We start from the raw sequence: 25,351 nt of genomic DNA, 5'->3' as shown, positions 1-25,351 counted from the left end.
AGATTAATGCCAGATCAGCAGCACGCAGGCGGCGGTCAGAACGCCCATGGCCAGATTGAAAATTTTCCACGCCCGTGGGCTGCGCAGAATGCGGCCAATCAAACTACCAAAACCCAACCAGATAATGCCAGAGACCAGATTCACGCTAAACAAGCCAAGCGCAATCGCCAGGATAGAGTGCTGGTAAGCCGCTCCGGCCAGGCTAAAGCTGGCAACCGCGCCCAGTACCATCAGCCAGGCTTTGGGATTCACCAGCTGCAGCAAACCGCCCTGCCAGAAGGGCATCGGCGACTGCGGGCCATCGCCGGTTTCCAGCTTTTCATAGGCGGCGGTGGCAATCTTCCAGGCAAGCCACAACAGGTACAGGCTACCGGCGATTTTGAGGATAAGATGCAGCGAAGGATACAGCAGTAACAGGCTGCCGACGCCGGAGGCGACCAATACCAGCATCAGCTGCATGCCAAGCATAATGCCTATCATCAACGGCAACGAGCGCAGAAAACCAAAATTAGCGCCTGATGCGGTGAGTAACATATTATTAGGACCGGGCGTGATTGCCGCCACCCACAGAAAACCCAACATTGATAAAAACAGACCCAGCTCCATCTACAGGTAGCTCCTTATCCGAACGCAACTCATCGAAGCCAACAGTGTGATATGGATTGTATAACTCCCGCAATAACAGATTTACCGGATACTGAATTCACGCCAATGGCGGGCCTGCGCAATCCGCACCTGCAAACCGTGATGCCACGTTTTTTTCGCCGACGCATTACGCTGACGCCGCACTGGCAGCGGCTGGAACTGCCCGACGGCGACTTTGTCGATCTCGCCTGGAGTGAAGAGCCGATGGCGGCGCGGCATAAACCGCGCGTGGTGCTGTTTCACGGGCTGGAGGGCAATTTTAACAGCCCTTATGCGCATGGTCTGCTGGAGACGTTTCGTCAGCGTGGCTGGCTGGGCGTGGTGATGCATTTTCGCGGCTGCAGCGGCGAACCCAACCGGCTGAACCGCATTTATCACTCCGGCGAAACGGAAGATGGACGCTTTTTTCTGCATTGGCTACAGGAAAATTATGGCCGCGTCGCCACCGCCGCCGTCGGCGTATCGCTGGGCGGCAATATGCTGGCCTGTTTGCTGGGGCAGGATGGCGATCGCGCGCCGCTTGATGCAGCTGTGGTGGTGTCTGCACCGCTGCTGCTTGAACCTTGCAGCATCAAACTCGAACAGGGCTTCTCCCGGCTTTATCAGCGCTATCTGCTGTCGCTGTTGAAGCAGAATGCCGCACGCAAGCTGCACGCCTGGCCTGGCACGCTGCCGATCGATCTCGCCGGACTTAAGGCGCTGAAAAAACTTCGCGCCTTTGATGAGGCGATTACTGCTCGCGCACACGGTTTTGCCAGTGCAGGCGACTATTATCAGCGGGCCAGCGCCATGCCGTTGCTGCCGCAGGTGCGCAAACCGCTGCTGATCGTGCATGCGCAGGACGATCCTTTTATGACCGCGGCGGTGATCCCGGATTTAGCCCAGCTTCCTGCTAACATTACCTATCAACTGACACAATACGGTGGCCACGTTGGCTTTGTCGGCGGCACGCCACGGCAGCCGCAAATGTGGCTGGAAAAACGTATTCCTCAATGGCTCTCAACATATCTGGATAACTAAGCGGTGATTATTCCCTGGAAAGAACTTGAAGCGGAGACGCTGAACAGCCTGATTGAATCATTCGTGTTGCGCGAAGGCACCGATTACGGTGAGCAGGAACGCAGCTTCGCCGATAAAATTGCCGATGTGCGCCGTCAGCTGGAAAGCGGCGAGGCGGTGCTGGTGTGGTCAGAACTGCATGAGACGGTAAATATCATGCCGCGCAAAGCGATCCGCAGCTAACGGGCGAAAGATGACAGGCGCGTTGACTCATGTTAACAATGCCTGTCGCAGATCCATTCAGGGAGCAGCACTATGTCAGCAAGGCATCCGATCATTGCCGTTACCGGCTCCAGCGGCGCCGGTACTACCACCACCAGTCTCGCCTTTCGCAAGATTTTTCAGCAGTTTAATTTGCAAGCGGCCGAACTGGAAGGTGACAGCTTTCACCGTTTTACCCGGCCTGAAATGGATATGGCGATCCGTAAAGCGCGCGATTCCGGGCGCCACGTCAGCTATTTTGGCCCAGAGGCTAACGATTTTGGCCTGCTGGAACAGACCTTTATTGAATACGGGCTGAACGGTACCGGCCAGTCACGTAAATATCTGCACACCTATGATGAAGCGGTGCCGTGGAACCAGGTGCCTGGCACCTTTACGCCGTGGCAACCGCTGCCGGAACCCACCGACATCCTGTTTTACGAAGGCCTGCACGGCGGCGTCGTCACACAGCAGCATAACGTGGCGGACAAGGTCGATTTGCTGGTCGGCGTGGTGCCTATCGTCAATCTTGAGTGGATCCAGAAGCTGGTGCGCGATACCAGCGAGCGCGGTCACTCGCGTGAAGCGGTGATGGATTCCGTGGTGCGCTCAATGGATGATTACATCAATTTCATCACGCCGCAGTTTTCGCGCACGCACATCAACTTTCAGCGCGTTCCAACGGTGGATACCTCAAACCCCTTCGCCGCGCGGGATATTCCCTCGCTGGATGAAAGCTTCGTGGTGATTCACTTCCGCGGCCTGGAAGATATCGATTTTCCTTATTTACTCGCCATGCTGCAGGGCTCGTTTATCTCGCACATCAATACGCTGGTGGTACCGGGCGGCAAAATGGGCCTGGCGATGGAACTGATTATGACGCCGTTGGTACAACGTTTAATGGAAGGTAAAAAGATCGAATAAAATGCAGCCGGGCCGCGGGCGGCAATCACAAATATTTTACAAATCGTTAACCTTAGCGGTTTGACCATTGCCCGCTGCGCCAGCCGTTACGCCTGTTAATCATCACGTATTGGTGTTCTGCAGGTGCGCTATTCTCTCCTCGCCCTTGTCCTGATTTTTGCGCTGCGGACGATCATGATATGAGATCGGGCGATACAGACTGCCGATAATACTTTTCCGCTATGCAAACCAGCCCGCTCTTGCCGTCAGCAGCAAAGAAAACGCACGACTGCACTGCAAATGCTTGCTACCAGTGATATTATCCTCGCCGCAATCACGCACCGGCCCGTCAATACTCATGCTGTTACGCAGTACTGCACGCCTGAGGATTCTCCTAAAAGCGGGGATTATGCTCTTCGCTCCGCTGACATGCGCTTTACTATAACCATTGATCGAGTGTGAGTATGATCGCGTCAACCTGCCCTGCTAAAAGCGCAATCTGACACGATGTACATCATGCTGAAGCGAGACAACAGAAGACAGTAAGTGAAAGCTGTGCTACAAACGAAGTTGTAATATTTTCGTTGCGCAAGCGAAAACGGGAGCACTGATGAGCAAAACTCAAAACAGCAGCCCGCCGACTTTCCTTCAAAGGAATAGCTTTACTATTTCAACGCCTGACAGGGAATCTTGCCCCTGTGTTTAGGGCACGATTACAACAGAGGATAATAGCGAATGGTTCTCGGCAAACCGCAAACAGACCCTACACTCGAATGGTTCCTGTCACATTGCCATATTCACAAATATCCATCCAAAAGCACGCTCATCCACCAGGGTGAAAAAGCGGAGACGCTTTACTACATCGTTAAAGGTGCAGTTGCGGTGTTAATTAAGGATGAAGAAGGCAAAGAGATGATCCTCTCTTACCTTAATCAGGGCGATTTTATCGGTGAGCTTGGCCTGTTCGAAGAAGGTCAGGAACGCAGCGCCTGGGTTCGCGCGAAAAGCGCCTGTGAAGTGGCTGAGATCTCTTACAAGAAATTTCGCCAGCTGATTCAGGTTAACCCCGACATCCTGATGCGTCTGTCCTCACAGATGGCGCGTCGCCTGCAGGTTACCTCAGAAAAAGTGGGCAACCTGGCGTTCCTGGACGTGACCGGCCGCATCGCACAAACGTTGCTGAATCTGGCGCGTCAGCCTGATGCGATGACGCACCCGGATGGCATGCAGATTAAGATCACCCGTCAGGAGATCGGCCAGATCGTTGGTTGTTCCCGCGAAACGGTGGGCCGCATTCTGAAAATGCTGGAAGATCAAAACCTGATTTCTGCACACGGTAAAACGATCGTCGTCTACGGCACTCGCTGATTTTTCTTACCCCGACGGCGTGATGATTGCTCATCACGCCGTTTTCTATGTTGTGAAAAGCTGATGTGGCGCCGACTCATCTACCACCCTGAAGTAAATTATGCCCTGCGGCAGACGCTGGTGCTGTGCCTGCCGGTGGCCATCAGCTGGCTGTGCGGCGATCTGCAAAAAGGCCTGCTGTTCTCGCTGGTTCCTGCCTGCTGTAATATTTCTGGTCTTGATACGCCGCACAAACGCTTTTTTAAGCGGCTAATTGTGGGCGGTTCTCTGTTTGCAACCAGCAGCCTGCTGATGCAGGTCTTAACGCTGCATGGCATTCCGTTGCCCGCGATCCTGTTTGCGATGACCATGCTGCTCGGCGTGCTGGGCGAAATCAGCCCGCTGCATGGCCGCCTGTTATCGGGTTCACTGATCGCCGCCATCTTTACCCTGAGCCTGACAGGTAAGCTGCCGATCTGGGCACCGCCGCTGCTCTATATTGGTGGCACCTTATGGTATGGGCTGTTCAATGCGTTCTGGTTCTGGCTGTGGGAAGAGCAGCCGATGCGCGAGACACTCAGCCTGATCTATCGTGAACTGGCAGATTATTGTGATAAAAAATACAGCCTGCTGACCCAGCTCACCGATCCTGAAAAAGCGCTGCCGCCGTTGCTGGCACGGCAACAGAAAGTGGTCGATCTCATTAATACCTGTTATCAGCAAATGCACATGCTGGCGGCCAATCGTGACAACAGCCACAAGCGGCTGACGCGGGCATTTCAGGTGGCACTGGATCTGCAGGAGCACATTTCGGTGAGTTTGCATCAGCCGGAAGAGGTGCAAAAGCTGGTGGAAAAGAGCCATGCCGAGGCAGTAATCCGCTGGAACGCTCGCGTCATTTCTGCTCGCCTGCGCGTGCTGGCTGACGACATTCTTTATCATCGCATGCCGGATCGTTTTGAGATGGATAAGCCGTTGCAGGCGCTGGAGAAAATCGCCCGCCAGCATCCTGATAATCCGGTAGGTAACTTCTGCTTTTATCATTTCAGCCGCATCGGCCGCGTGCTGCGCACTCAGCGCCCACTTTACCGCCGCGACCTGATGGCCGATCGTCAGCGTCGACTGCCGCTTTTACCAGCGCTACGCAGCTATCTGTCGTTGAAATCCGCCGCGCTGCGCACCGCTGCTCGCTTCGCCGTTATGCTGATGTTTGGCAGTACGCTGGCGCTGTTCTTCGATATTCCCAAGCCTTACTGGATTCTGATGACCATTATGTTCGTCAGCCAGAATGGCTACAGCGCCACGCGCGTACGCATTCAGCACCGGGCGCTGGGCACGCTGGCGGGATTGATTGTCGCCGCCGCCACGCTGCGCTTTGCCGTACCGGAATCGGTGGTATTGCTGATCATGCTGGCGATCACGCTGGGTGGCTATCTGATCATCCGTAAGTTTTACGGCTGGGCAATGGTTGGGTTTACCGTGACCACCGTCTGGACGTTGCAGCTGCTGTCGCTGAACGGCTCCGCTTTTCTGCTGCCGCGTCTGATGGACACGCTGATGGGCTGCCTGATCGCCTTTGCCGGCATGGTCTGGCTGTGGCCGCAGTGGCAGAGCGGCCTGCTACGTCAGAATGCCCATGATGCACTGGAAACCTATCAGGATGCTTTACGGCAACTGCTGGGGCCGGAGCAGTCGCCGCAAAAGCTCGCCTGGCAACGCATGCGGGTCAATCAGGCGCACAATGCGCTGTTTAACTCGCTGAATCAGGCGATGCAAGAGCCGGGCTTTAATTCCCGGTATCTTGATGACATGAAGCTGTGGGTGACGCACAGCCAGTTTATCGTTGAGCACATCAACGCCATTACCAGCCTCGCGCGTGAACACACCATGCTGACGCCTGCGCTGGCGGAACGTTATCTGCAATCGCTGGAAATTGGCCTGCAACGCTGTCAGCAGCGGCTGGAATATGATGGCCCGGGCTCGGACAGCAATGTGCTGGAGGAACCTGAAGATCTGAATGAAGGGCCGGTGACGATTGTGGAACGGCATGCAAAACGCATTCTCGATCATCTGCGCGTGATGCATACCATCTCATCGCTGGCATGGCAGCAGCGCCCGCACCACGGTCAGTGGCTGGTCAGGCGCTTACGGAATAAATAACCTGGCGGATCCGGTTGCCCGCCGGTTGATTAGTGTGCCAGGACGCTTTCCACCGCCTGAGCGAAGCGTGCCATGCCTTCGTCGATCTCTTCCGGCGTGATAATCAGCGAAGGCACCAGGCGAATAACGTCGGTGCCAGCGGTAAGGATCATCACGCCCGCCTCTGCGGCGGCCTGCAAGATATCGCGCGCTTTACCGGCGTGCTGTGGTTTTAGCGCCGCGCCGATTAACAGCCCTTTGCCGCGAATCTCGGTGAACAGATCATAGCGGGCATCCAGCGCCTGCAGCGCGCTGACAAACCGCTCACGACGCACATCAACGCCGTTCAACACCTCTGGCGTATTGATAATATCCAGTGCCGTTTCCGCCACGGCGCAGGCCAGTGGATTGCCACCGTAAGTGGTGCCATGCACGCCAGGCGCCATGGTCGAAGCAATCTCATTGCTGGTCAGCATTGCGCTAACCGGAAAGCCGCCGCCCAGCGCTTTCGCGGTGGTTAAAATATCGGGCGTCACGCCGTAATGTTCGTGCGCAAAAAGCTTACCGCTGCGCCCCATGCCGCTTTGTACTTCATCCAGTACCAACAGCGCCTGATGCCGATCGCACAGTTCGCGCAGCCCCTGCATAAAAGCCTGGGTGGCAGGCACGACGCCGCCCTCGCCCTGAATTGGCTCGACGACAATGGCGCAGGTGTGATCGTCAATCACCGCTTTTACCGCATCAAGGTCGTTGAAGGGTACATGGACGATATCCGCCGGTTTGGGACCAAAGCCGTCGGAATATTTCGGCTGGCCGCCGACGCTCACGGTAAACAGCGTGCGACCGTGAAAGGCGTTATGAAAGGCGATGATTTTGCTTTTATACGGACTGTGACGTTTAGAAGCGTAGTAGCGGGCAAGTTTAAATGCCGCTTCGTTTGCCTCCGCGCCAGAATTGGCAAAAAACACCCGTTCGGCAAACGTAGCGGCAATCAGTTTGCTGGCCAAACGCAGCGCTGGTTCGTTGGTAAAGACGTTGCTGGTATGCCATAGCGTTTCACCCTGGCTTTTCAGCGTCTCGACCAGCGCCGGATGGCAATGTCCCAGCGCGGTAACCGCAATGCCGCCAGAGAAATCGATATAGTCTTTGCCCTGCTGATCCCAGATACGGCTGCCTTTGCCCTTAACCGGCACAAACTGCGCAGGTGCATAGACAGGCAAGATTACCTCATCAAAGGTTTGCCGGGTCACTGCCATTTTTTCTTGTGCCATTCCGAAAATCTCCTGCGCCTTTCACTATTCATGATTGAAAATATAATCATAAAATATGCATAAAAAATCACTCAAAGGCAATCGGAAACTTAGCGCTGCAGGAAATTGGCCAGCAGTTGATGGCCCTGTTCACTGAGGATGCTTTCCGGATGAAACTGCACGCCTTCCACCTCCAGAGAACGGTGGCGCAATCCCATAATTTCACCCTTGTCGGTAAGCGCGGTGATCGCCAGACAGTTCGGCAAAGAGGATTTCTCCACCAGCAGCGAATGATAGCGCGTCACGGTGAGTGGGTTGTTTAACCCCTGAAACACACCGCTGCCGTCATGGGTAATGCGCGAGGTTTTGCCATGCATGACCTGCGGCGCGCGCACTACGCGTGCACCGAATACCTGCGCTAGCGCCTGATGGCCGAGACAAACGCCGAGCACGGGGATTTTGCCGGCAAAATAGCGGATAGCCTCAAGAGAAATACCGGAGAGATCGGGCGTACAGGGTCCCGGAGAGATCACCAGGTGGGTCAGCGGCAACGCTGCCATCTCATCGAGCGTGATGGCATCGTTGCGCCGAACCTCAACCTGCGCACCCAGTTCACAGAAATACTGGTAGAGGTTCCAGGTAAAGGAGTCGTAGTTGTCGATCAGCAGCAGCATGGCAGGTTAGTCCCAGTGAGCAAAAGCCGCCGCTATTCTACGCAATTTATTTCGCTTCGCTTACCACTTTGGCAAAAATGGCCGCCAGCGCGTCTGTTTCACCTGCGGCTGCCTGCTGACTGGCTGCCAGCCAGCTTTCGCGCTCTGTCTGGCTCCAGTCGATCAGGTAACCGGCATGCAGCGCAACCTGCTCGAAGAACAGGCGTTGAGCACGTCCATTGCCGTCGCGAAACGGATGCAGCATATTGATTTCGCCATAGTACCAGGCAAGACGCTCAACAAACACCTGCTTCTCCAGCCCCTGTAAACCGTTCTCCTCTTCCAGACCGGCCATCAACGCGTTGCCCTCTTTTTCCAGATATTCGCAGTGGCAGTACGGCGTATCATCCTGATAAAGATCGACGTTACGCAACTCGCCTGCCCAGTCGTAAATATCCTGGAATAGCGTGCGATGGATCTGGCGGAGGTGAGGCAGGCCCGGATGTTTCGGTCCCAGTTCAATGGTGGTGGCGCGCAGCGTGGAGAATGCCAGTTCCGCCTTGCGCAGCTGTGCGGCATCGTGAATATTAAGCCGGTTTTTCAGCACATCGTCATTTTGCCAGAAATAGGGATCGCGTCCGTTCATCACCTTAGCGGCCATATTGCCTCCGTAACGCATCCAGCCGCTGTTCGGCAGTCTGATCGCCCGCCGCAGGTTCTGCCGGCTGCAGACCTTCCAGTCGGCAGCTGGCAAGGAAATTGGCTAAGCGATGCTGTTGCCACAACGTAACTTTTTGTTTGTCGGTGAGCTTTGCAGGCATAACGCCTCCCGGGTGGTTGGATTGCCCTAAGTATAAGCAGCAAAAACCGCCTTTGCCGGAGAGGGAAAGGCTGCCGCGGCGAAACAGCAGCGGCAGTCAAAAATTAAGGCAGGACTTTAGCGGAGAGGATAACCACAGGTTTAGCCGGAACATTCTGGTAAGGACCTACGTTTTTTGTCGGTACCTGAGCAATTTTGTCGGCAATATCCATGCCTTTTACCACTTTGCCGAACACCGCATAACCAAAGTCACGCTGGCCATGATCGAGGAAGGCATTGTCCGCGATATTGATAAAAAACTGGCTGGTCGCGCTGTCTTTATCGGCGGTGCGTGCCATCGCAATGGTGCCACGCAGATTGCGCAGGCCATTGTCCGCTTCGTTTTTAATCGCCGCGTTAGTGGATTTCTGCTGCATGTCGGTGGTGAAACCGCCACCCTGAATCATAAAACCAGGGATCACGCGGTGAAAGGTGGTGTTGTTATAAAAACCGTTGTTGACGTAATCAACGAAGTTTTTCACCGATACCGGCGCCTTCTGGTTATCCATCTCAAGTTCAATATTGCCGGCTGAAGTGGTCAGCAGCACATGCGTATCGCCTTTCGCTGCCAGCGCAGAGGAAGAAATAGCGGTGAGCGCAAACAGAGCAACTGCAGCGGTCATAGTACGTTTCAACATGGGTTTTTCCTTACCTGGGACAACAAACGCAAATCGCACTTGATTGTAAAGAGCCTGTTTAACAAGAGCCAGCGCTTTACCTATTTTTACGCTGATAATTGCCTGACATCTGTAACAAAGTATGCGCCTGCTCAACGCCTGAACGTCACCGCTTCCGGCTCGCCACAATAGATATGGCTGCGTGCCGGTTCGGTTGCAGCAATGATTCTGCCATGACGAATCGAATAGCGCGTGGGCACCTGACGTCGCACCGCATCAAAGCCATTGTCAGCCGGCAAAATCAGCAGATTCGCGGTGTTGCCACAGGCAATGCCGTAATCGCTCAGGCCTAACGCTCGGGCGCTGTTGGTCGTAATCAAATCCAGCCCGGCATCAATCTGGCTGTAGCCCATCAGCTGACACACGTGCAGACCCATGTGCAGCACCTGCAGCATATTGCCGGTGCCCAGTGGATACCAGGGATCGTAGACATCATCGTGACCAAAACAGACGTTGATGCCCTCTGCCAGCATCTCTTTCACCCGCGTGACGCCACGTCGCTTCGGATAATCATCAAACCGCCCTTGCAGATGGATATTCACCAGCGGATTGGCAACAAAATGGATGCCTGACAGCTTAAGCAGACGGAACAGCCGTGACGTATAGGCGCCGTTGTAGGAGTGCATTGCGGTGGTGTGGCTGGCGGTCACGCGTGCGCCCATGTTTTCCCGCAGCGCCAGCGCGGCGACAGTTTCGATAAACCGTGACTGCTCATCATCGATTTCATCGCAGTGCACGTCGACCTGACGCTGATATTTCTGCGCCAGGGCAAAGGCGATATGCAGCGATTCAATGCCATATTCGCGGGTAAATTCAAAGTGCGGAATGGCGCCGACCACATCAGCGCCGAGCGTTAACGCCTCTTCCAGCAGTGCGGCGCCATCAGGATAGGAGAGAATCCCTTCCTGAGGAAAGGCGACGATTTGCATATCCAGCCAGGGGGCCATCTCACTTTTCACCTCCAGCATCGCCTTCAAGGCGGTCAGGCTGGGATCAGAGACATCGACGTGCGTTCGCACATGCTGAATACCCTGAGCGATCTGCCACTTCAACGTCTGCCGGGCGCGCTGTTTCACATCTTCATGACTGAGCAGTGCCTTGCGCTCGGCCCAGCGTTCAATGCCTTCAAACAGCGTGCCAGATTGATTCCATGCGGGTTCACCTGCGGTTTGCGTGGTATCCAGATGAATATGCGGCTCGACAAAGGGCGCGATGACTAACCCGCCTTCGGCGTCCAGCGCATCATGTTGTTGTCCGGCTGGCTGCGGCTCAATGGCCTGGATCAGACCGTCGCTGAGGGTTAACTGCCACAATCCCGTTTTGCCAACTAAGCGGGCGTTGTTGATAGTGTGTAAGCGTGAGCCAGGCATGCAGACCTCCAGAATGTGCGCACAGCGGGATACCAGGCTAACACAGCAGGCGGAATCATCAGCCATAGCATAATGTTATCTGCCTCACAGATGTGCAAATGGCCTGCCCGAACGATAAACAACCGCCTGCTCAAACCGCGATGATGCTAAATTGTCGACGCAGGCAATAAAGTAATGCTGTCTGCGTGACGACTTTATTCCCTGTGACATTTTCAGTAAGGAAACAGAATGCGTTTAACCTCTTTAATCCTGGCGCTGCTGCCGCTCAGCGTTACGGCCGCGCCGGTAAGCTGGTCTTCGGTGGAGGGCAACTGGCAGGTGGTCTCGGTGGCGGTAAAAGCTCAGCCGGGCCAAACCTATATTGCACGGGATCCGCTTTTTATGGGCGCGCGTCTGGCTTTTCGGCCTGATGGCATTACCTGGCTGCGCGGCACGTCAGAGCGCAGCATTAATCCGGCGACCGATAATTGCCGCAGCAAACCTCGCCTGACGGCCGCGAATGGCAGTCAGCAGGATGCGGATTTTCGTTTTAAATATGGCTTCAATGTGATGTGCGGCAAAAACGCGTGGGGACCGGCACCGGGCGCGGTGCTGAGTATTCTGGCAGATGGCAATGCGCGTCTGTTTTGGGATGGTGCGCAGCTTTCGTTGCGGCGGATAAAGTAAGACAGCAGCAGTGGCGACGATCGCCACTGCTGCTTAGCGCTTATGGCGCGGCAACAAAGCCCACGGCCTGATACACTTTTTTCAGCGTCTCGCTGGCCTGCGCACGGGCTTTAGCGGCACCGTCTCGCATCACTTTCTCCAGCAACGCTTCATCATTGCGGAACTCATGATAGCGCGCCTGTAACGTTTCCAGCATGGTGGATACCGCATCTGCTACTTCGCCTTTCAAATGGCCATACATCTTGCCTTCAAAATGCTGCTCCAGATCCGGAATGCTTTTGCCGGTTACGCCGGAAAGAATATCCAGCAGGTTTGAAACACCCGCCTTCTCTTTCACATCATAACGAATCACCGGCGGCTCTTCTGAATCGGTCATGGCGCGTTTGATCTTCTTGATCACCGACTTTGGCTCTTCCAGCAGCCCAATGACGTTGTTACGGTTCTCGTCAGATTTGGACATCTTTTTGCCAGGCTCAAGCAGTGACATCACGCGCGCGCCTGACTTTGGAATAAACGGCTCCGGCACCTTAAAGACATCGCCATACAGCGCATTAAAGCGGCTGGCGATATCGCGGCTCAGTTCCAGATGCTGTTTCTGATCTTCACCTACCGGCACCTGGTTGGTTTGATACAGCAGAATATCTGCCGCCATCAATACCGGATAGCTGAACAGCCCCGCATTGATATTCTCCGCATAGCGCGAAGATTTATCCTTGAACTGCGTCATGCGGCTCAGTTCGCCGAAATAGGTGTAGCAATTCAAAATCCAGCTGAGCTGAGTGTGTTCCGGTACGTGCGACTGCACAAAGATAGTGCTTTTTTCCGGATCGATACCGCAGGCGAGATAGAGCGCCAGCGTATCCAGCGTGGCTTTACGCAGCGCGTCCGCATCCTGACGCACGGTAATCGCATGCAGATCGACAATGCAGTAGATGCAGTGAAAATCATCCTGCATCTGCACCCACTGACGCAGCGCACCCATATAGTTGCCAATAGTCAGTTCACCTGAAGGCTGCGCGCCGCTAAAAACGATGGGTTTACTCATGCTTGTTGTCCTGATTAACGCCGCCCGATGGCTGGCAAAAGTTCATTGAAATTGTCCAGGATAAGATCCGGATTGCTGCTGGCAATAGGCTCGCCGTAGTTATAGCCAAAGGTCATGCCAACGCACGGGCATCCTGCACCTTGCGCAGCGAGAATATCATTGCGTGAGTCGCCAACAAACAGCAGCTCGCCAGGTATCAGACCAAACTTACCCAATACGAGAAAAATCGCTGCCGGATGGGGCTTCTTCACCACCACGTCGTCACCGCCAATGATTAAATCGAAGTAGTCAGCAATGCCCAACGACTCAAGCAGCGGTGCAACAAACGGCGTCGGTTTGTTGGTGACGATGGCCATCGGCAGCTGATGCTGGCGCAGTTTCTCCAGCGTATCCACCACCTGCGGAAACAGCGTACTGCCTGCTTCCACGGTTTGCGCATAAAACGTATCAAACAGCGCGCGTGCATCATGCTGCTCTTCCGGCTGTGGGGCGCGCTCGAGTGACCAGGTTAGCGCCCGCTCCATCATGATATCGGCGCCGTTGCCAATCCAGGTTGAAACGCGTTCCACGCCTGCCGGACGCAGCGACAGCGCCTCCAGCGTGCGATCGATCGCAGCAGCCAGGCCTGGCGCGCTGTCAATCAGCGTGCCGTCGAGATCGAAGGCCAGTGCACGAATATCAGTGAAATGAGCCATGACGCGACTTCTCCAGTTCGTTACGCATATCGTCGATCACTTTTTTGTAATCGGGGTGGCCAAAAATAGCCGAGCCCGCAACGAACATGTCAGCGCCTGCGGCAGCAATTTCGCCAATGTTATCAATCTTAACGCCGCCATCGACTTCCAGGTGAATATCGTAACCGCTGGCATCGATGCGCTTACGCGCTTCGCGCAGCTTGTCCAGCGTGCCGGGAATAAAGGATTGACCGCCGAAGCCCGGGTTAACCGACATGATCAGAATTATGTCGAGCTTATCCATCACATAATCGAGGTAGCTCAATGGCGTAGCGGGATTGAACACCAGCCCTGCTTTACAGCCATTTTCTCTGATCAGCTGCAATGAGCGATCTACATGCTCGCTGGCTTCCGGGTGAAACGTAATGTAGCTGGCACCAGCCTGCGCAAACTGGGGAATCAAACTATCAACCGGTTTGACCATCAGATGCACATCTATCGGCGCGGTAATGCCATAATCGCGTAACGCTTTCAGCACCATCGGACCCATGGTGAGATTAGGCACATAGTGGTTGTCCATGACGTCAAAATGCACGACATCGCCGCCCGCAGCCAGCGCGCGAGCGGTATCCTCGCCCAGACGGGCAAAGTCAGCAGACAGTATCGATGGGGCAAGCAAAAATTGTTTCATCCGTTTCTCCCAATTTTGTCGCCAGTGCAGTCACTGACCGGATAAGCTAGTCGCGGACGAAACAGACTAGCTAAACAGCGCCAGCAGTTCGTCGACCTTACTACGACCAGTAATACTGCGGCTTATCGAACGCCGCGCTTTCACTACGTGCAGAACAGCATCCTGATACCACAATCGCGTTTGCGCGGTATCGTGGTTGGAAATCAGCACCGGAATGCGACTTTCCGCCAGTTTAATCGCCAGCTCAGCCAGATGCTGCTGCTCTCGCAGGCTAAAACTGTTGGTGTGATACGCCGTGAAGTTCGCCGTAGCGGATAACGGTGCATAAGGCGGATCGCAATAGACCACTGAGCCAGCCTGAGCGTTTGTCAGGGTAACATCGTATGATTCGCACACAAAGGTCGCTTTTTGCGCCCGTTCGGCAAACCAGTTCAGCTCATCTTCCGGAAAATAGGGCTTACGATAGCGACCAAAAGGCACATTAAACTCGCCGCTTAAGTTATAGCGGCAAAGTCCGTTGTAGCAATGGCGATTCAGATAGAGAAACAGCAGCGCACGGCGATAGGGATCGCGGCTGCCGTTAAACTCAGTACGGCTGGCGTAGTAAAAGATCGCATCATTGCTTTGCTCATTGAACAACAGCCGCGCATCAGCAATAAACTCTGCGGTGCGGGTTTTGACAATGTTGTAGAGATTGATGAGATCGCTGTTGATATCAGCCAGCACGTAACGTGGATAATCGGTATTGAGAAATACCGATCCTGCTCCAACAAAAGGCTCTACCAGGCAATCACCTTCTGGCAGGTGCCGCTGGATGTCTTCCAGCAGGGGATATTTGCCCCCTGCCCACTTCAGAAAAGCGCGATTTTTTTTCATGCCGTCGTTTTTATAACTTCTATTCTTATGGCTGTGGACGCACCGACAGCAGATCTGCGCTTGATGAAAGAGCCGAGAATTCGGCTCTAACGGGTTTATTTACTGGCTTCTTTCTTCACCTGACTCACCGGCTTCACCCACGGATTTTTCGCGCGGACCTCAGCCGGTAAAGAGGCAACGGCACGTTTCGCTTCGGCAGGCGTGGCGTAGGAGCCGCTTACCAGCACATACCAGTCCTGACCATTACGGCTGGTTTTGTAGACGTGATAATTGCTCAGGCTCTGCTTTTTCGCCCATGCATTCAACGAGTCAGCACGTGAAGCACCGCTTAGCTGCAGCGTATAGTTACCGCCGCTGGATGGCGTTGCTGTTTCACGATTGCTGCGCGTCGTCGCAGCAGGCGCTGCGGGTTTGTTTTCTGGCTTGCTGCTGGCCGTGGCCGCCGGACGATGCGCCGGTGCCTGACGCGCTGGCTGCGCGGCATGACGTGTTGGGCTTTGTGGCTGTGACGGCTGCGATTTAGCCGCAGGTGCCGTCGCTGCATTGCTGCCGCTTACGGTTGCCGGCGAAACAGGCAAGCCGGATGCTGACGCGCCATTTGCGGCATCGTCAACCTGACCCTGTTGATTGGTCAACGCGTTATTCAGATCACCCGGTAAGGTGACGCGCTGTTGATTCTGCGGCGCTTCAACCGGTGCGGCCTGCGTTGGCGTTGATGCCACCGGCGGCGCGCTTAATTCCTGCGGCGTGCTGTTATTTACGGTGCTTTGCGGCGCATCGCCAGTGGCAGGCACGTTGTTCTGCTGCCCGGCCATTGAGCTGTTACCGGAAAGATCGATATTTTTTTCTTTGCCGTTGCCCGCTGCACTTGAATCCGCGGCGGTCGCTGCGGGTTTCTTCTCATCCGGGCCGGTCAGCGCCGAGCCGATGCCGATCACCAGTAACAGGAGCACTAAAATCCCGATGCCCATCATCATATGCTGACGGGAAAGCGGCGCTTTGGCGGCAGGGGACGGTTTGCGCGCCCGCGTTGGCCGACGGTCGCTGGCATCCGGTTTTAACTCGTCTTCCGGTTTAAACTCATCCATTTTACCTCCTCCTGTTACTCAGCAAGCCCGTGCCTTTCTTCAGCACGGCAAAATAGATCAACGCGTTATCGTCAGAATCAGCGGCAGTCGTTGATAGCAGCCAGCACGATATCATGCGTAACACCGCTACGCACTTCAGCTTTGCCGATTGCCAACGGCAGCACCAGACGCAACTTACCGGCCAGCACTTTTTTATCACGCAGCATATGCGGCAGATAGGCTTCTGCATCCATGCTGGCTGGGCCGGTCACGGGCAAACCGGCACGCGTTAACAACCTGATAATACGATCGGTATCCGCGGCGCTGAACTGTCCCAACCGCTCTGCCGTGCGCGCGGCCATCACCATGCCGGCGGACACCGCCTCGCCGTGCAACCAGTTGCCATATCCCATGTGTGCTTCAATAGCGTGGCCATAGGTGTGACCGAGGTTTAGCAACGCACGGACGCCATGCTCGTGCTCATCGGCAGAAACCACTTCCGCTTTCAGTTCACAGCAGCGACGGATGCACCAGGCCATAGCCGTTTCATCCAACGCAAGTAGCGCATCAAGGTTGTTTTCAAGCCAGGTGAAGAACTCACCGTCGAGGATAATGCCGTATTTGATCACTTCCGCCAGACCCGAAGCGAGTTCGCGCGGCGGCAGCGTAGTAAGACAGTTCAGATCGATAACCACGGAAGCGGGCTGATAAAAAGCGCCAATCATATTTTTACCCAGCGGGTGATTGACGGCGGTTTTACCACCTACAGAGGAATCGACCTGAGAAAGTAACGTCGTAGGAACCTGAATAAAGCGAACGCCGCGCTGATAGCTGGCCGCTGCAAATCCAGTAAGATCGCCGATCACGCCGCCGCCTAAGGCAATCAGCGTGGTGTCGCGGCCATGTGGTTTTTCCAGCAGTGCCGTAAAAACCTGATCCATGACTGCCAGCGTTTTGAACTGCTCGCCATCAGGCAGGATCACCTGGTCAACCTTTACGCCCACCTCTTCCAGCCGCTGACGTACTGTCGTTAGCCAAAGCGGTGAGAGCGTCTGGTTAGTAACCAACATCGCGTTATCGCCCGCTTTAAGCGGCCAAAAAGAAGCCGGATCCTGATAAAGTCCGGCGGCGATGGTTATGGGGTAACTGCGTTCCCCCAGAGTGACGGTGATCCTCTCCATGACGCTGTATAACCTTTTGCTATGCCCTGACGGGCTGAATCAGTTTTTTTCCAGAGTAGCGATGATTTGGTTTGCCACAACTTTAGCGCTCTGATCGTCAGTGCGAATCGTGACATCAGCAATCTCTTCATAAAGAGGATTGCGTTCGTCAGCCAACGCTTCGAGCACCTCACGCGGCGGCTCGTCAACCTGCAGCAACGGACGCTTTTTATCACGCTGTGTGCGGGCTAACTGTTTTTCGATCGTCGTCTCAAGATAAACAACAACGCCACGCGCCGAGAGGCGATTGCGGGTTTCACGTGATTTTACAGATCCACCACCGGTCGCCAGGACGATACCCTGCTTCTCCGTTAATTCATTGATGATCTTTTCTTCACGATCGCGAAAGCCAGCTTCGCCTTCGACGTCGAACACCCAGCCCACATCCGCTCCGGTACGTCGCTCAATTTCTTGATCGGAATCGTAAAATTCCATGTTGAGTTGCTGAGCTAACTGACGACCAATAGTGCTTTTGCCGGCACCCATAGGCCCAACCAGAAAGATATTGCGTTTCTCTGCCATTTTTTCGGTATTACTAAGAAATTCGTTGATGATACCCCGCGTTCAGCATCTCTCTGCTGGCGGGACATGAACTGAAACCTCATGAGCGTTAGTGCAAGAGTCAGATAAAAAATTATCTCAACACTAAAGGCCGTTTGGCAACCGAATAAATTGCCACGGCAACCAGCAACCGTTCAGGCGCCTTTCAGTCCGCACAGGTTAGCGAGCCAAATCAGATTATTTGCCATGCGGTTACGCATAAAAAAAGCGGCATAACGCCTACTTTTCCAAACAGAGATTCTGGCTACATATTTAAAATCGCTAAACCTTGTAAGCTAATTCTGGTCTTGCGTCAAACGCATATGCCTTTCAGAGGAAAAAAAACGCCTCATGTGTTCACTCTTCTCGTACCAGACGAGGCGTAATAAAAATAACCAGCTCGCGGCGTTTTTGTTCCTGAATATCATAGCGAAACAGCGCACCCAGCACGGGAATATCTCCCAACAACGGCACTTTATTACGTCCGCTGGCGCGTTGCTGTTGAAAGATGCCGCCTAACGCCAGCGTCTGACCATCTTTTAGCATGACCTGAGTTTCTATCTCCTGCTTATCAATGGTCAGAATTTCCGTGTCGCCACTGTGAAGATTGCGGCCCGGTACATTCTGGCTCAGCCGTAGTTTCAGCAAAATGCGGCCATTGCCCTGAACAGAGGGCGTAACTTCCATGCCCAGTACTGCTTCCTTGAACTCAATGGTGGTGGCACCGTTGTTTCCGTTAGAGACTTCATAGGGAATCTCGGTGCCTTGCTTGATGCTGGCGGGCTGTTGATGCGAGGTGAACAGACGCGGACTGGCGATAATATCGATCTGATTTTCCTGCTCCAGTGCGCTGAGCTCCAGGTTAAGCAACTGCCCATTGAGACGCCCCAGCGTCAGCCCCGCGGTAATCGCCGGGTTGGCCACGCCAAGATCGATGCCGAGTTGCGGGTTACGCAGCGCCTTCTCGATCGCGTCATCGCCTTGCCATCCCCACTTTACGCCCAACTCGCGCAGGTGATCTTCACTGATGGTCACGATCTGCGCCGAAAGCTCAATCTGTTCCAGTGGCGTATCCAGTGCCTGAATCCAGCGCTCGGCCTCTTTAATATTAGCGGGCACATCACGCAGCAAAATGGCGTTAGTACGGCTATCCACCGTAGCACTGCCGCGCGGGCTCAACAGCGTTGCACGCTCTGCCAGCAGGCTGCCGTGAACGGTTGCGGCGTCGGCATAGCGCAGCATAACGTTGCGTGTCGTCAGCGCCTGCTGTTGCAGCTGGTCTTCGCGCTGCTGTTGGGCCTGAAGCTGCTGCTGATGCAGCCAGCTTTCTGGATAAGCCACCAGCACATTGCCTTCGGTTTCAATCGTCAAACGCCCCATGCGTGCCACCAGCTCCAGCGCCTGCTGCCAGGGAACATCATGCAGGCGCAGTGAAAGCTGGCCAGTAACGCCAGGTGCCACCATCAGATTGAGCTGCTGAAACTCCGCCAGCGCCTGTAACACACGTTCAATCGGCGTCTCATCAAAAGAGATCGTCAGTTTTTTATCTTCGGCCCGCAACGCCGCACTGAAGAGGATAAGTAAAAACGCCACTGTCCATTTAGCCGTCATGCTTGCTCCTTTAATCGCAGTATCGTCTGTTGCGGATGGCAGCTGTCCGGTGCTGACAGCGTTACCGCCTCGGGTTCAAAGCTGTCTATCTGCCATTCGCGTAGCGGAAAAGGCTGCTCGCGCATGACCGCAACAACCCGGCCTTTATCCTCATGCATCCAGGCGATATATCGTGTGCCGTTGCCAATGATGCCTTTGAGCTGCCAACCCTGTAGCGAAGGCACGCTAACGAGACATGGCGTAGTTATCGGCGGTTGGAAGGGATCGCGGCCAAAGCCAAAACCACTTAACAACCACAGTAAAAGCCAGCATTTATGTTTCATCATGCGGCTCCGTCCACCAGAACGTGGCCGACAGTCGATCGTCCTGTGGCTTGAGATCCAATCGACCAGGAAGACGCGATACTGGCCGCGCCAGCAGCCAGTGGTACAGGCGCAGCAGCTGTGACCACTCCAGTTGAAGAGTCAGCTCCGCACCATCCTGCTGTGGCGTCCATTTTTCCAGCGTGCCGCCGCTGTTTTCTAACAGTGCGGTAAGATCAAAAGCGGGCGCACTGTCTGTTTTCAGGGCGGCAAGCGCCGTCTGTAACCGGAGCGTGTCAGCGGTAACCTGTGCAAGCGGTAACTGCTGCTGCAAACGTTGCAGACGCTGCTGATAGCTGTCTGTCTGCTGCGTTAACGACTGCTGTAGCTGTTCGATACGTTGCCATCGCGGCTGTAATGCCATTTGCAGCCATATCAGCGCATAGCCAAGCGCAATCAGAAGCAGCAGCAATATACGACTCCAGCCCGACAGGCGCTGCCAACGAATCAGTGCGTCATCCATCGTTCACCCCCTGCTTTACGCGCGCATCGATCCTGAAGCTCAACTCGCCGCCAGGCTGACGCGTCACGCTGCCCAGCTTCACCTGTAACAACAACGGTTGCTCTGCCAGCCTCTGACGAAAATCGGCTATCTCCTGCATGGCATAGCCTCGACCGGCAAAGGTTAAGGTGTCGGCATTGCGCTGCAACTGGGTTAACCACAGCGCCTTTGGCATCAGGCTGCCGAGGTGCATAAAAAAATCGAGCCATTGCTGCGCCAGCTTTTGCTGAGCCTGATAATGCGCCCAGGCGTTATTGAGCTGCTGTTGCAGCGCCAGCGCCTGCTGCAACTGATGAAGCCGTTGTTCAGCCTCTTTGCTGGCAGCAATCAGCGCATCAGAGTTTGTCTGAAGCTGCTGCTGACGATCGCGGGCGGAGATAAACAGCAGCATGGCAATGAGCGTTACGATCGCACCGGCACTCAGCGCAATCACCATCGACTGCCGCAAGATATGGTGCTGCTGGCGCGCGCGCCACGGTAGCAGATTGACCCATACCATGTTCAATCCTCCGGCCTGAGCGCCAGCCCGCATGCCAGAGCGAACCGCGAAGGCTGCACAGGCAAAGGGGGCTGCATCAGCTGCAATGCATGGAGAGGATTGAGCGGTGTGACCCTGTCAGGCTCATCACCTGTATCGCTGCTGTACCATAGCGCACGCGCCTCGGGAAAGGCACGCAGCCGCAGCTGGGCGAGATCGCTACCGTCGGCGACGGCGCAGCCAAACGCAGGCTGCTGTTCACCCGGCGCATACCAGAGCCACTGATCGGGCAGCCGGTGAACCAGCACGGTGCCCGGCTGTGGCTTGAGCAGCATGGCGAGCATCTGCAAGGCGGCCCATGAAAGCTCAAATACTTCAGGCTGCACTCCTGCCTCTGCTAACACGCTCTGCCACTGTTGCAGCACATCGCGTCGCACGGCGGTCACACAGAGCTGACTGGGTTTATCTGAAAAAGGGCGGTAATCGAGGGTCAGTGATTCTGGCTCCAGCGGAAACAGACGCCGCGCAGCAGCATGAATGTAGCGCCCCAAATCGGGCTCGCGCAGTGATTGCGGCGGCAGAGCCAGTGGGCGTTGCATCACCAGTTGCGGCGGTAATCCCACGCATAGCCTATAATGCCGCGGCAGCATTTTACGCCAGCGTGTAAGCACGCTGAGCAGTTCGGGAGAGGATTGCAGCACTCCCTGTCTTAACGTATCTTGCGGCAGCGGATGATGCCACCAGTGACGAAGTTGCCATCCGTTTCGTCGGCGTTGCACGCCAAGTGCACACAGCTGGCCATTGTGAATATCCAGGCCAATTTGCCATTTCTGAAAAGCCATTTTCGCGCGTTCTCCCTGTCCATGGTGAAAGAAAAGGACGTATCAAAGCGTCAGGCTTGCCTTTATACTACCGCGCGGTTGTTTATAAACTGCCCAAACGACAACAGATGGGAAATCTCAGGTGAAGTTCGTAAAGTATCTCTTAATCCTTGCGGTATGTTGCATGCTGTTGGGAGCTGGCTCGATTTATGGTCTCTACAAATACATCGAGCCGCAGCTTCCGGACGTGAACACGCTGAAAGATATCAAGCTGCAAACCCCGATGCAGATTTACAGCGCAGAAGGCGATTTGATTGCCCAGTACGGTGAAAAACGCCGTGTTCCTTTGACGCTGCAACAAATGCCACCTGAGCTGGTAAAAGCGTTTATTGCCACCGAAGACAGCCGCTTCTATGAGCATCACGGCGTGGATCCTATCGGGATTTTCCGTGCGGCCAGCGTGGCGCTGGTGTCGGGCCACGCTTCACAGGGTGCAAGTACCATTACGCAGCAGCTGGCGAGGAACTTTTTCCTTAGCCCTGAGCGTACGCTGATGCGCAAAATTAAAGAGGCGTTCCTCGCAATCCGCATCGAACAGCTGTTAACCAAGGATGAGATTCTCGAACTCTATCTCAACAAAATTTATCTTGGTTATCGTGCTTACGGCGTGGGTGCAGCGGCGCAGGTCTATTTTGGCAAGAACATCGATCAGCTGAGCCTGAGCGAAATGGCGATGATTGCCGGCTTGCCAAAAGCCCCCTCGACCTTCAATCCGCTCTACTCGCACGAACGCGCCCTCTCGCGTCGCAACGTGGTGCTGGCGCGTATGCTCGATCAGCATTACATCGATCAGTATCAATATCAGGAAGCGCGTAATACGCCGCTGGTAGCCACCTATCACGGCCCTGAAATCGCTTTCTCTGCGCCTTATGTCAGCGAAATGGTTCGTCAGGAGATGGTGAAACGCTATGGCGATGGCGCCTATAACGACGGCTATAAAGTCTATACCACCATCACGCGCCGACTGCAGCTGGCGGCTCAACAGTCAGTGCGCGACAACGTGCTGAACTACGACATGCGCCACGGCTATCGCGGTCCGCAGGCGGTGCTGTGGAAGGTAGGCGAAGCGGCATGGCGTCAGGAGCAGGTGCTGAAAACGTTGAAGGCTACGCCGGTTTACGGCCCGCTGATTCCGGCGGTGGTAATGTCAGCTAACAGCACGGAAGCCACGGCGTTGATGCGCGATGGCAGCAACGTTTCACTGACGTTGAACGGCGTACGCTGGGCGCGCCCGTTCAAATCAGACAACCTGCAAGGCGCAACGCCGAAAAGCGTGACGCAGGCCGTTCAGCCTGGTCAGCAAATTTGGGTGCGTCAGGTTGATAACGAATGGTGGCTGGCACAGGTTCCTGACGTGAACTCCGCGCTGATTTCGCTCGATCCCAACGACGGTGCCGTGCGCGCCCTGGTCGGCGGTTTTGACTTTAACCAGAGCAAGTTTAACCGCGTCACCCAGGCACTGCGTCAGGTGGGTTCAAACATCAAACCTTTCCTTTATACCGCCGCCATGGATCGCGGTTTGACCCTGGCTTCCATCCTCAATGACGTGCCGATTTCACGCTGGGATGCCGGTGCCGGTTCTGACTGGCGCCCGAAAAATTCCCCGGCACGCTACGATGGCCCAATCCGTTTACGTCAGGGGTTAGGCGAGTCTAAAAACGTTGTGATGGTGCGCGCCATGCGTGCGATGGGCGTCGACTATGCAGCGCAATACCTGCAACGCTTTGGTTTCCCGGCACAAAACATCGTGCATACCGAATCACTGGCGTTGGGTGCGGCCTCGTTTACGCCAATGCAGCTGGTACGTGGTTACGCGGTAATGGCTAACGGCGGCTTCCTCGTCGATCCTTACTTCATCACCCGCATCGAAAACGAACAGGGCGGCAAAGTATTTGAAGTGAAGCCGAAAGTCGCCTGCGTACAGTGTAATTTGCCGGTAATTTATGGCGAAACGCAAAAAGCGCTGGCCCTGAATCAGGAAAGCGTTGAAAACGTCGCGACTTCACAAACAGGCACTAATCAAACGGTGCCGAAGCCGGCCCTTGAGCAGGTAGGTGGCGATCCGGCATTGCAGAGCAATACGCAGGAGTACGCGCCGCACGTTATCAATACGCCGCTGACCTTCCTGATTAAAAGCGCGTTGAACTCCAATATCTTTGGCGAGCCGGGCTGGCTGGGCACCGGCTGGCGCGCAGGTCGTGATTTAAAACGCAACGATATTGGCGGCAAAACCGGTACCACTAACAGCTCGAAAGATGCCTGGTTCTCTGGCTACGGTCCGGGCGTGGTCACCTCGGTGTGGATCGGTTTTGATGATGCGCGTCGCAACCTGGGTCGCACCACCGCCTCGGGCGCGTTGAAAGATCAGATATCGGGCTATGAAGGCGGCGCGAAAAGCGCACAGCCTGCCTGGGATCAATACATGAAGGCGGCGCTGGATGGCGTGCCTGAACAGCCCTTAACGCCACCGCTTGGCGTGGTAACGGTCACTATCGATCGTAGCACCGGCAAACTGGCCAACGGCGGCGGCAATACTCGTCAGGAATATTTTATCGATGGCACGCAGCCGACCGAATATTCCGTTCACGATGTTGGCACCGAGATTATGGACAATGGTGAAAGCCATGAACTGTTCTGATCATGCAGGTTAACCGCAACGCATAAAAAAGGGCCGCTTAGTAAGCGGCCCTTTTTACTGTCTGGCATTATCCATTCGCAATCAGTATTGCAGCCTGCCCTGCTTCACCAGCCACTCACGCACTAAAAACAGCGCGCTAACGTTACGCGCTTCGCGGAAGTCAGGATGCTCAAGCAGCCCGAGCAGATTAGCCAGCGGCCAGCGATGCACAATCAAAGGTTCAGGCTCGTCGCCTTCCAGCCGTTCTTCGTAGAGGCCTTCCGCCACCACAATATTCATCTTGCTGGAAAAATAAGAGGGCGCCATAGTGAGTTTGCCCAACTGATGCAGCGATTGGGCACCAAACCCCGCCTCTTCTTTCAGCTCGCGATTTGCGGCTTCAAAAGGCGTCTCACCCGGATCGATCAGGCCTTTTGGAAAGCCCAGTTCATAGGTTTCCAGCCCCACCGCATATTCCTGAATCAGGATGAGATGATCGTCGATCACCGGGACAATCATCACCGCTTCTCGTTCAGAGGGTTTCATTCGCTCATACACCCGGCGCGCACCATTACTAAAGGCGAGATCGATCGCTTCAATGGTAAACAAGCGGGAACGAGCAACAGCCTCGACGTTGAGAATGGTCGGTTTCTGTAACGGTTTACTCATATCAACCCCATAAAAAAAGCGTTCTGACACTGCCCCGAGTATTATTTAGCCTGACATTGTGCGTCAGCCATTCAGGTATTCCAATCATTGCATGATTTTTATTACCGCGTTATAACAAATCTGCTGGTGTCAGATTAAATAATTTACGACAATGTCAATAATGCGCCGCTAAAATAGGATTATGCTTATATTTTATAGGCTTTTCGACGGTTAGGATCCTTGCAAGGCTTTTTATAATGCTCTCCTGATTTTCCGATTTTATGCGTTATTCCCGTGCAATCACAGGTTGCCTCAGGCGTCTGTTCCCGCCAAAATTGACCGTCTAACCATATTATCGGAGTGGCATTAA

At 54.8% G+C, this 25,351-nt stretch carries 27 protein-coding genes; 7 read left to right on the top strand and 20 right to left on the bottom strand.

Annotation, left to right across the window (positions count from 1 at the left end):
• Window positions 1-3: 3 nt before the first annotated feature.
• On the bottom strand, window positions 4-606 hold the full coding sequence (locus EM595_RS01700) for a LysE family translocator (RefSeq protein ID WP_067427297.1): 603 nt from the start codon (window positions 604-606) through the stop codon (window positions 4-6).
• 51 nt (window positions 607-657) lie between these two features.
• On the opposite strand from EM595_RS01700, the gene EM595_RS01695 reads away from it, so the two are divergent.
• From EM595_RS01695 to EM595_RS01675, 5 genes are all read left to right on the top strand, one after another.
• On the top strand, window positions 658-1,665 hold the full coding sequence (locus tag EM595_RS01695; RefSeq protein ID WP_067427295.1) for a hydrolase: 1,008 nt from the start codon (window positions 658-660) through the stop codon (window positions 1,663-1,665).
• 3 nt (window positions 1,666-1,668) lie between these two features.
• The gene (locus EM595_RS01690) at window positions 1,669-1,887 is read left to right on the top strand and encodes a YheU family protein (protein WP_067427293.1); all 219 of its coding nucleotides are present in this window, start codon (window positions 1,669-1,671) and stop codon (window positions 1,885-1,887) included.
• A gap of 72 nt (window positions 1,888-1,959) precedes the next feature.
• The gene (locus tag EM595_RS01685) at window positions 1,960-2,829 is read left to right on the top strand and encodes a phosphoribulokinase (RefSeq protein ID WP_067427289.1); all 870 of its coding nucleotides are present in this window, start codon (window positions 1,960-1,962) and stop codon (window positions 2,827-2,829) included.
• Between the two features lie 714 nt (window positions 2,830-3,543).
• A complete protein-coding gene (gene crp / locus EM595_RS01680) occupies window positions 3,544-4,176 on the top strand; it encodes a cAMP-activated global transcriptional regulator CRP (RefSeq protein WP_067427287.1) in 633 nt (210 codons plus the stop codon).
• Between the two features lie 63 nt (window positions 4,177-4,239).
• Window positions 4,240-6,315: a YccS/YhfK family putative transporter gene (locus EM595_RS01675; RefSeq protein ID WP_067427285.1), complete on the top strand. Its 2,076-nt coding sequence runs from the start codon at window positions 4,240-4,242 to the stop codon at window positions 6,313-6,315.
• Between the two features lie 29 nt (window positions 6,316-6,344).
• Here EM595_RS01675 and argD read toward each other — a convergent pair whose 3' ends face one another.
• The 6 genes from argD to EM595_RS01650 all read right to left on the bottom strand — a co-directional run bounded on the left by argD (window position 6,345) and on the right by EM595_RS01650 (window position 11,103).
• Entirely contained in the window at window positions 6,345-7,565 is a 1,221-nt protein-coding gene (gene argD, locus EM595_RS01670; protein ID WP_067427283.1) for a bifunctional acetylornithine/succinyldiaminopimelate transaminase, read from the bottom strand.
• 89 nt (window positions 7,566-7,654) lie between these two features.
• Window positions 7,655-8,218 (bottom strand): aminodeoxychorismate synthase component 2, encoded by a 564-nt coding sequence (pabA, locus tag EM595_RS01665; protein WP_067427282.1) that lies wholly within the window; start codon window positions 8,216-8,218, stop codon window positions 7,655-7,657.
• Between the two features lie 46 nt (window positions 8,219-8,264).
• On the bottom strand, window positions 8,265-8,858 hold the full coding sequence (locus tag EM595_RS01660) for a putative adenosine monophosphate-protein transferase Fic (protein WP_067427280.1): 594 nt from the start codon (window positions 8,856-8,858) through the stop codon (window positions 8,265-8,267).
• Window positions 8,848-9,018 carry a YhfG family protein gene (locus tag EM595_RS20525; protein ID WP_071852471.1) on the bottom strand — a complete coding sequence of 57 codons (171 nt, stop codon included), beginning with the start codon at window positions 9,016-9,018 and terminating at the stop codon, window positions 8,848-8,850. The genes EM595_RS01660 and EM595_RS20525 overlap by 11 nt, the downstream gene beginning before the upstream one ends.
• Window positions 9,019-9,121: 103 nt before the next feature.
• Complete coding sequence (gene ppiA / locus EM595_RS01655; RefSeq protein WP_067427278.1) at window positions 9,122-9,694, bottom strand: peptidylprolyl isomerase A; 573 nt, start codon at window positions 9,692-9,694, stop codon at window positions 9,122-9,124.
• A 131-nt stretch (window positions 9,695-9,825) separates the two neighbouring features.
• Window positions 9,826-11,103, bottom strand: a complete 1,278-nt coding sequence (locus EM595_RS01650; RefSeq protein ID WP_067427277.1) for a cytosine deaminase — start codon at window positions 11,101-11,103, stop codon at window positions 9,826-9,828.
• Between the two features lie 228 nt (window positions 11,104-11,331).
• Between EM595_RS01650 and EM595_RS01645 the strand changes: the two genes are divergently transcribed.
• Window positions 11,332-11,769 (top strand): hypothetical protein, encoded by a 438-nt coding sequence (locus EM595_RS01645; protein WP_067427276.1) that lies wholly within the window; start codon window positions 11,332-11,334, stop codon window positions 11,767-11,769.
• Between the two features lie 40 nt (window positions 11,770-11,809).
• On the opposite strand, the gene trpS is transcribed toward EM595_RS01645, so the two are convergent.
• From trpS to pilM, 12 genes are all read right to left on the bottom strand, one after another.
• Window positions 11,810-12,814 (bottom strand): tryptophan--tRNA ligase, encoded by a 1,005-nt coding sequence (gene trpS / locus EM595_RS01640; protein WP_067427274.1) that lies wholly within the window; start codon window positions 12,812-12,814, stop codon window positions 11,810-11,812.
• A 14-nt stretch (window positions 12,815-12,828) separates the two neighbouring features.
• Complete coding sequence (locus EM595_RS01635) at window positions 12,829-13,509, bottom strand: phosphoglycolate phosphatase (RefSeq protein WP_067427272.1); 681 nt, start codon at window positions 13,507-13,509, stop codon at window positions 12,829-12,831.
• The gene (gene rpe / locus EM595_RS01630; RefSeq protein ID WP_067427270.1) at window positions 13,493-14,179 is read right to left on the bottom strand and encodes a ribulose-phosphate 3-epimerase; all 687 of its coding nucleotides are present in this window, start codon (window positions 14,177-14,179) and stop codon (window positions 13,493-13,495) included. The genes EM595_RS01635 and rpe overlap by 17 nt, the downstream gene beginning before the upstream one ends.
• Before the next feature lie 66 nt (window positions 14,180-14,245).
• Window positions 14,246-15,055, bottom strand: coding sequence for an adenine-specific DNA-methyltransferase (gene dam, locus EM595_RS01625; protein ID WP_067427268.1), 810 nt, complete (start codon window positions 15,053-15,055; stop codon window positions 14,246-14,248).
• A 95-nt stretch (window positions 15,056-15,150) separates the two neighbouring features.
• Window positions 15,151-16,143 (bottom strand): SPOR domain-containing protein, encoded by a 993-nt coding sequence (locus EM595_RS01620; RefSeq protein ID WP_067427266.1) that lies wholly within the window; start codon window positions 16,141-16,143, stop codon window positions 15,151-15,153.
• 77 nt (window positions 16,144-16,220) lie between these two features.
• A complete protein-coding gene (aroB, locus tag EM595_RS01615) occupies window positions 16,221-17,303 on the bottom strand; it encodes a 3-dehydroquinate synthase (RefSeq protein ID WP_067427264.1) in 1,083 nt (360 codons plus the stop codon).
• Between the two features lie 39 nt (window positions 17,304-17,342).
• Entirely contained in the window at window positions 17,343-17,864 is a 522-nt protein-coding gene (aroK, locus tag EM595_RS01610; protein WP_067427262.1) for a shikimate kinase AroK, read from the bottom strand.
• Between the two features lie 375 nt (window positions 17,865-18,239).
• Complete coding sequence (gene hofQ, locus EM595_RS01605) at window positions 18,240-19,493, bottom strand: DNA uptake porin HofQ (RefSeq protein ID WP_071852470.1); 1,254 nt, start codon at window positions 19,491-19,493, stop codon at window positions 18,240-18,242.
• Entirely contained in the window at window positions 19,490-19,819 is a 330-nt protein-coding gene (locus tag EM595_RS01600; RefSeq protein WP_082691641.1) for a HofP DNA utilization family protein, read from the bottom strand. Before EM595_RS01600 ends, hofQ begins: the two co-directional genes overlap by 4 nt.
• On the bottom strand, window positions 19,806-20,318 hold the full coding sequence (locus EM595_RS01595; protein ID WP_067427259.1) for a HofO family protein: 513 nt from the start codon (window positions 20,316-20,318) through the stop codon (window positions 19,806-19,808). Before EM595_RS01595 ends, EM595_RS01600 begins: the two co-directional genes overlap by 14 nt.
• Window positions 20,311-20,856, bottom strand: coding sequence for a PilN domain-containing protein (locus EM595_RS01590; RefSeq protein WP_067427257.1), 546 nt, complete (start codon window positions 20,854-20,856; stop codon window positions 20,311-20,313). Before EM595_RS01590 ends, EM595_RS01595 begins: the two co-directional genes overlap by 8 nt.
• 2 nt (window positions 20,857-20,858) lie before the next feature.
• A complete protein-coding gene (pilM, locus tag EM595_RS01585; protein ID WP_067427255.1) occupies window positions 20,859-21,677 on the bottom strand; it encodes a pilus assembly protein PilM in 819 nt (272 codons plus the stop codon).
• A 121-nt stretch (window positions 21,678-21,798) separates the two neighbouring features.
• On the opposite strand from pilM, the gene mrcA reads away from it, so the two are divergent.
• On the top strand, window positions 21,799-24,354 hold the full coding sequence (gene mrcA / locus EM595_RS01580) for a peptidoglycan glycosyltransferase/peptidoglycan DD-transpeptidase MrcA (RefSeq protein ID WP_067427253.1): 2,556 nt from the start codon (window positions 21,799-21,801) through the stop codon (window positions 24,352-24,354).
• A gap of 81 nt (window positions 24,355-24,435) precedes the next feature.
• Here mrcA and nudE read toward each other — a convergent pair whose 3' ends face one another.
• The gene (nudE, locus tag EM595_RS01575; protein ID WP_067427252.1) at window positions 24,436-25,002 is read right to left on the bottom strand and encodes an ADP compounds hydrolase NudE; all 567 of its coding nucleotides are present in this window, start codon (window positions 25,000-25,002) and stop codon (window positions 24,436-24,438) included.
• Between the last annotated feature and the right edge of the window lie 349 nt (window positions 25,003-25,351).

Source organism: Duffyella gerundensis, from assembly GCF_001517405.1.
Taxonomy (GTDB): Bacteria; Pseudomonadota; Gammaproteobacteria; order Enterobacterales; family Enterobacteriaceae; genus Duffyella; species Duffyella gerundensis.
This window is presented reverse-complemented; position numbering and strand designations above follow the sequence as displayed.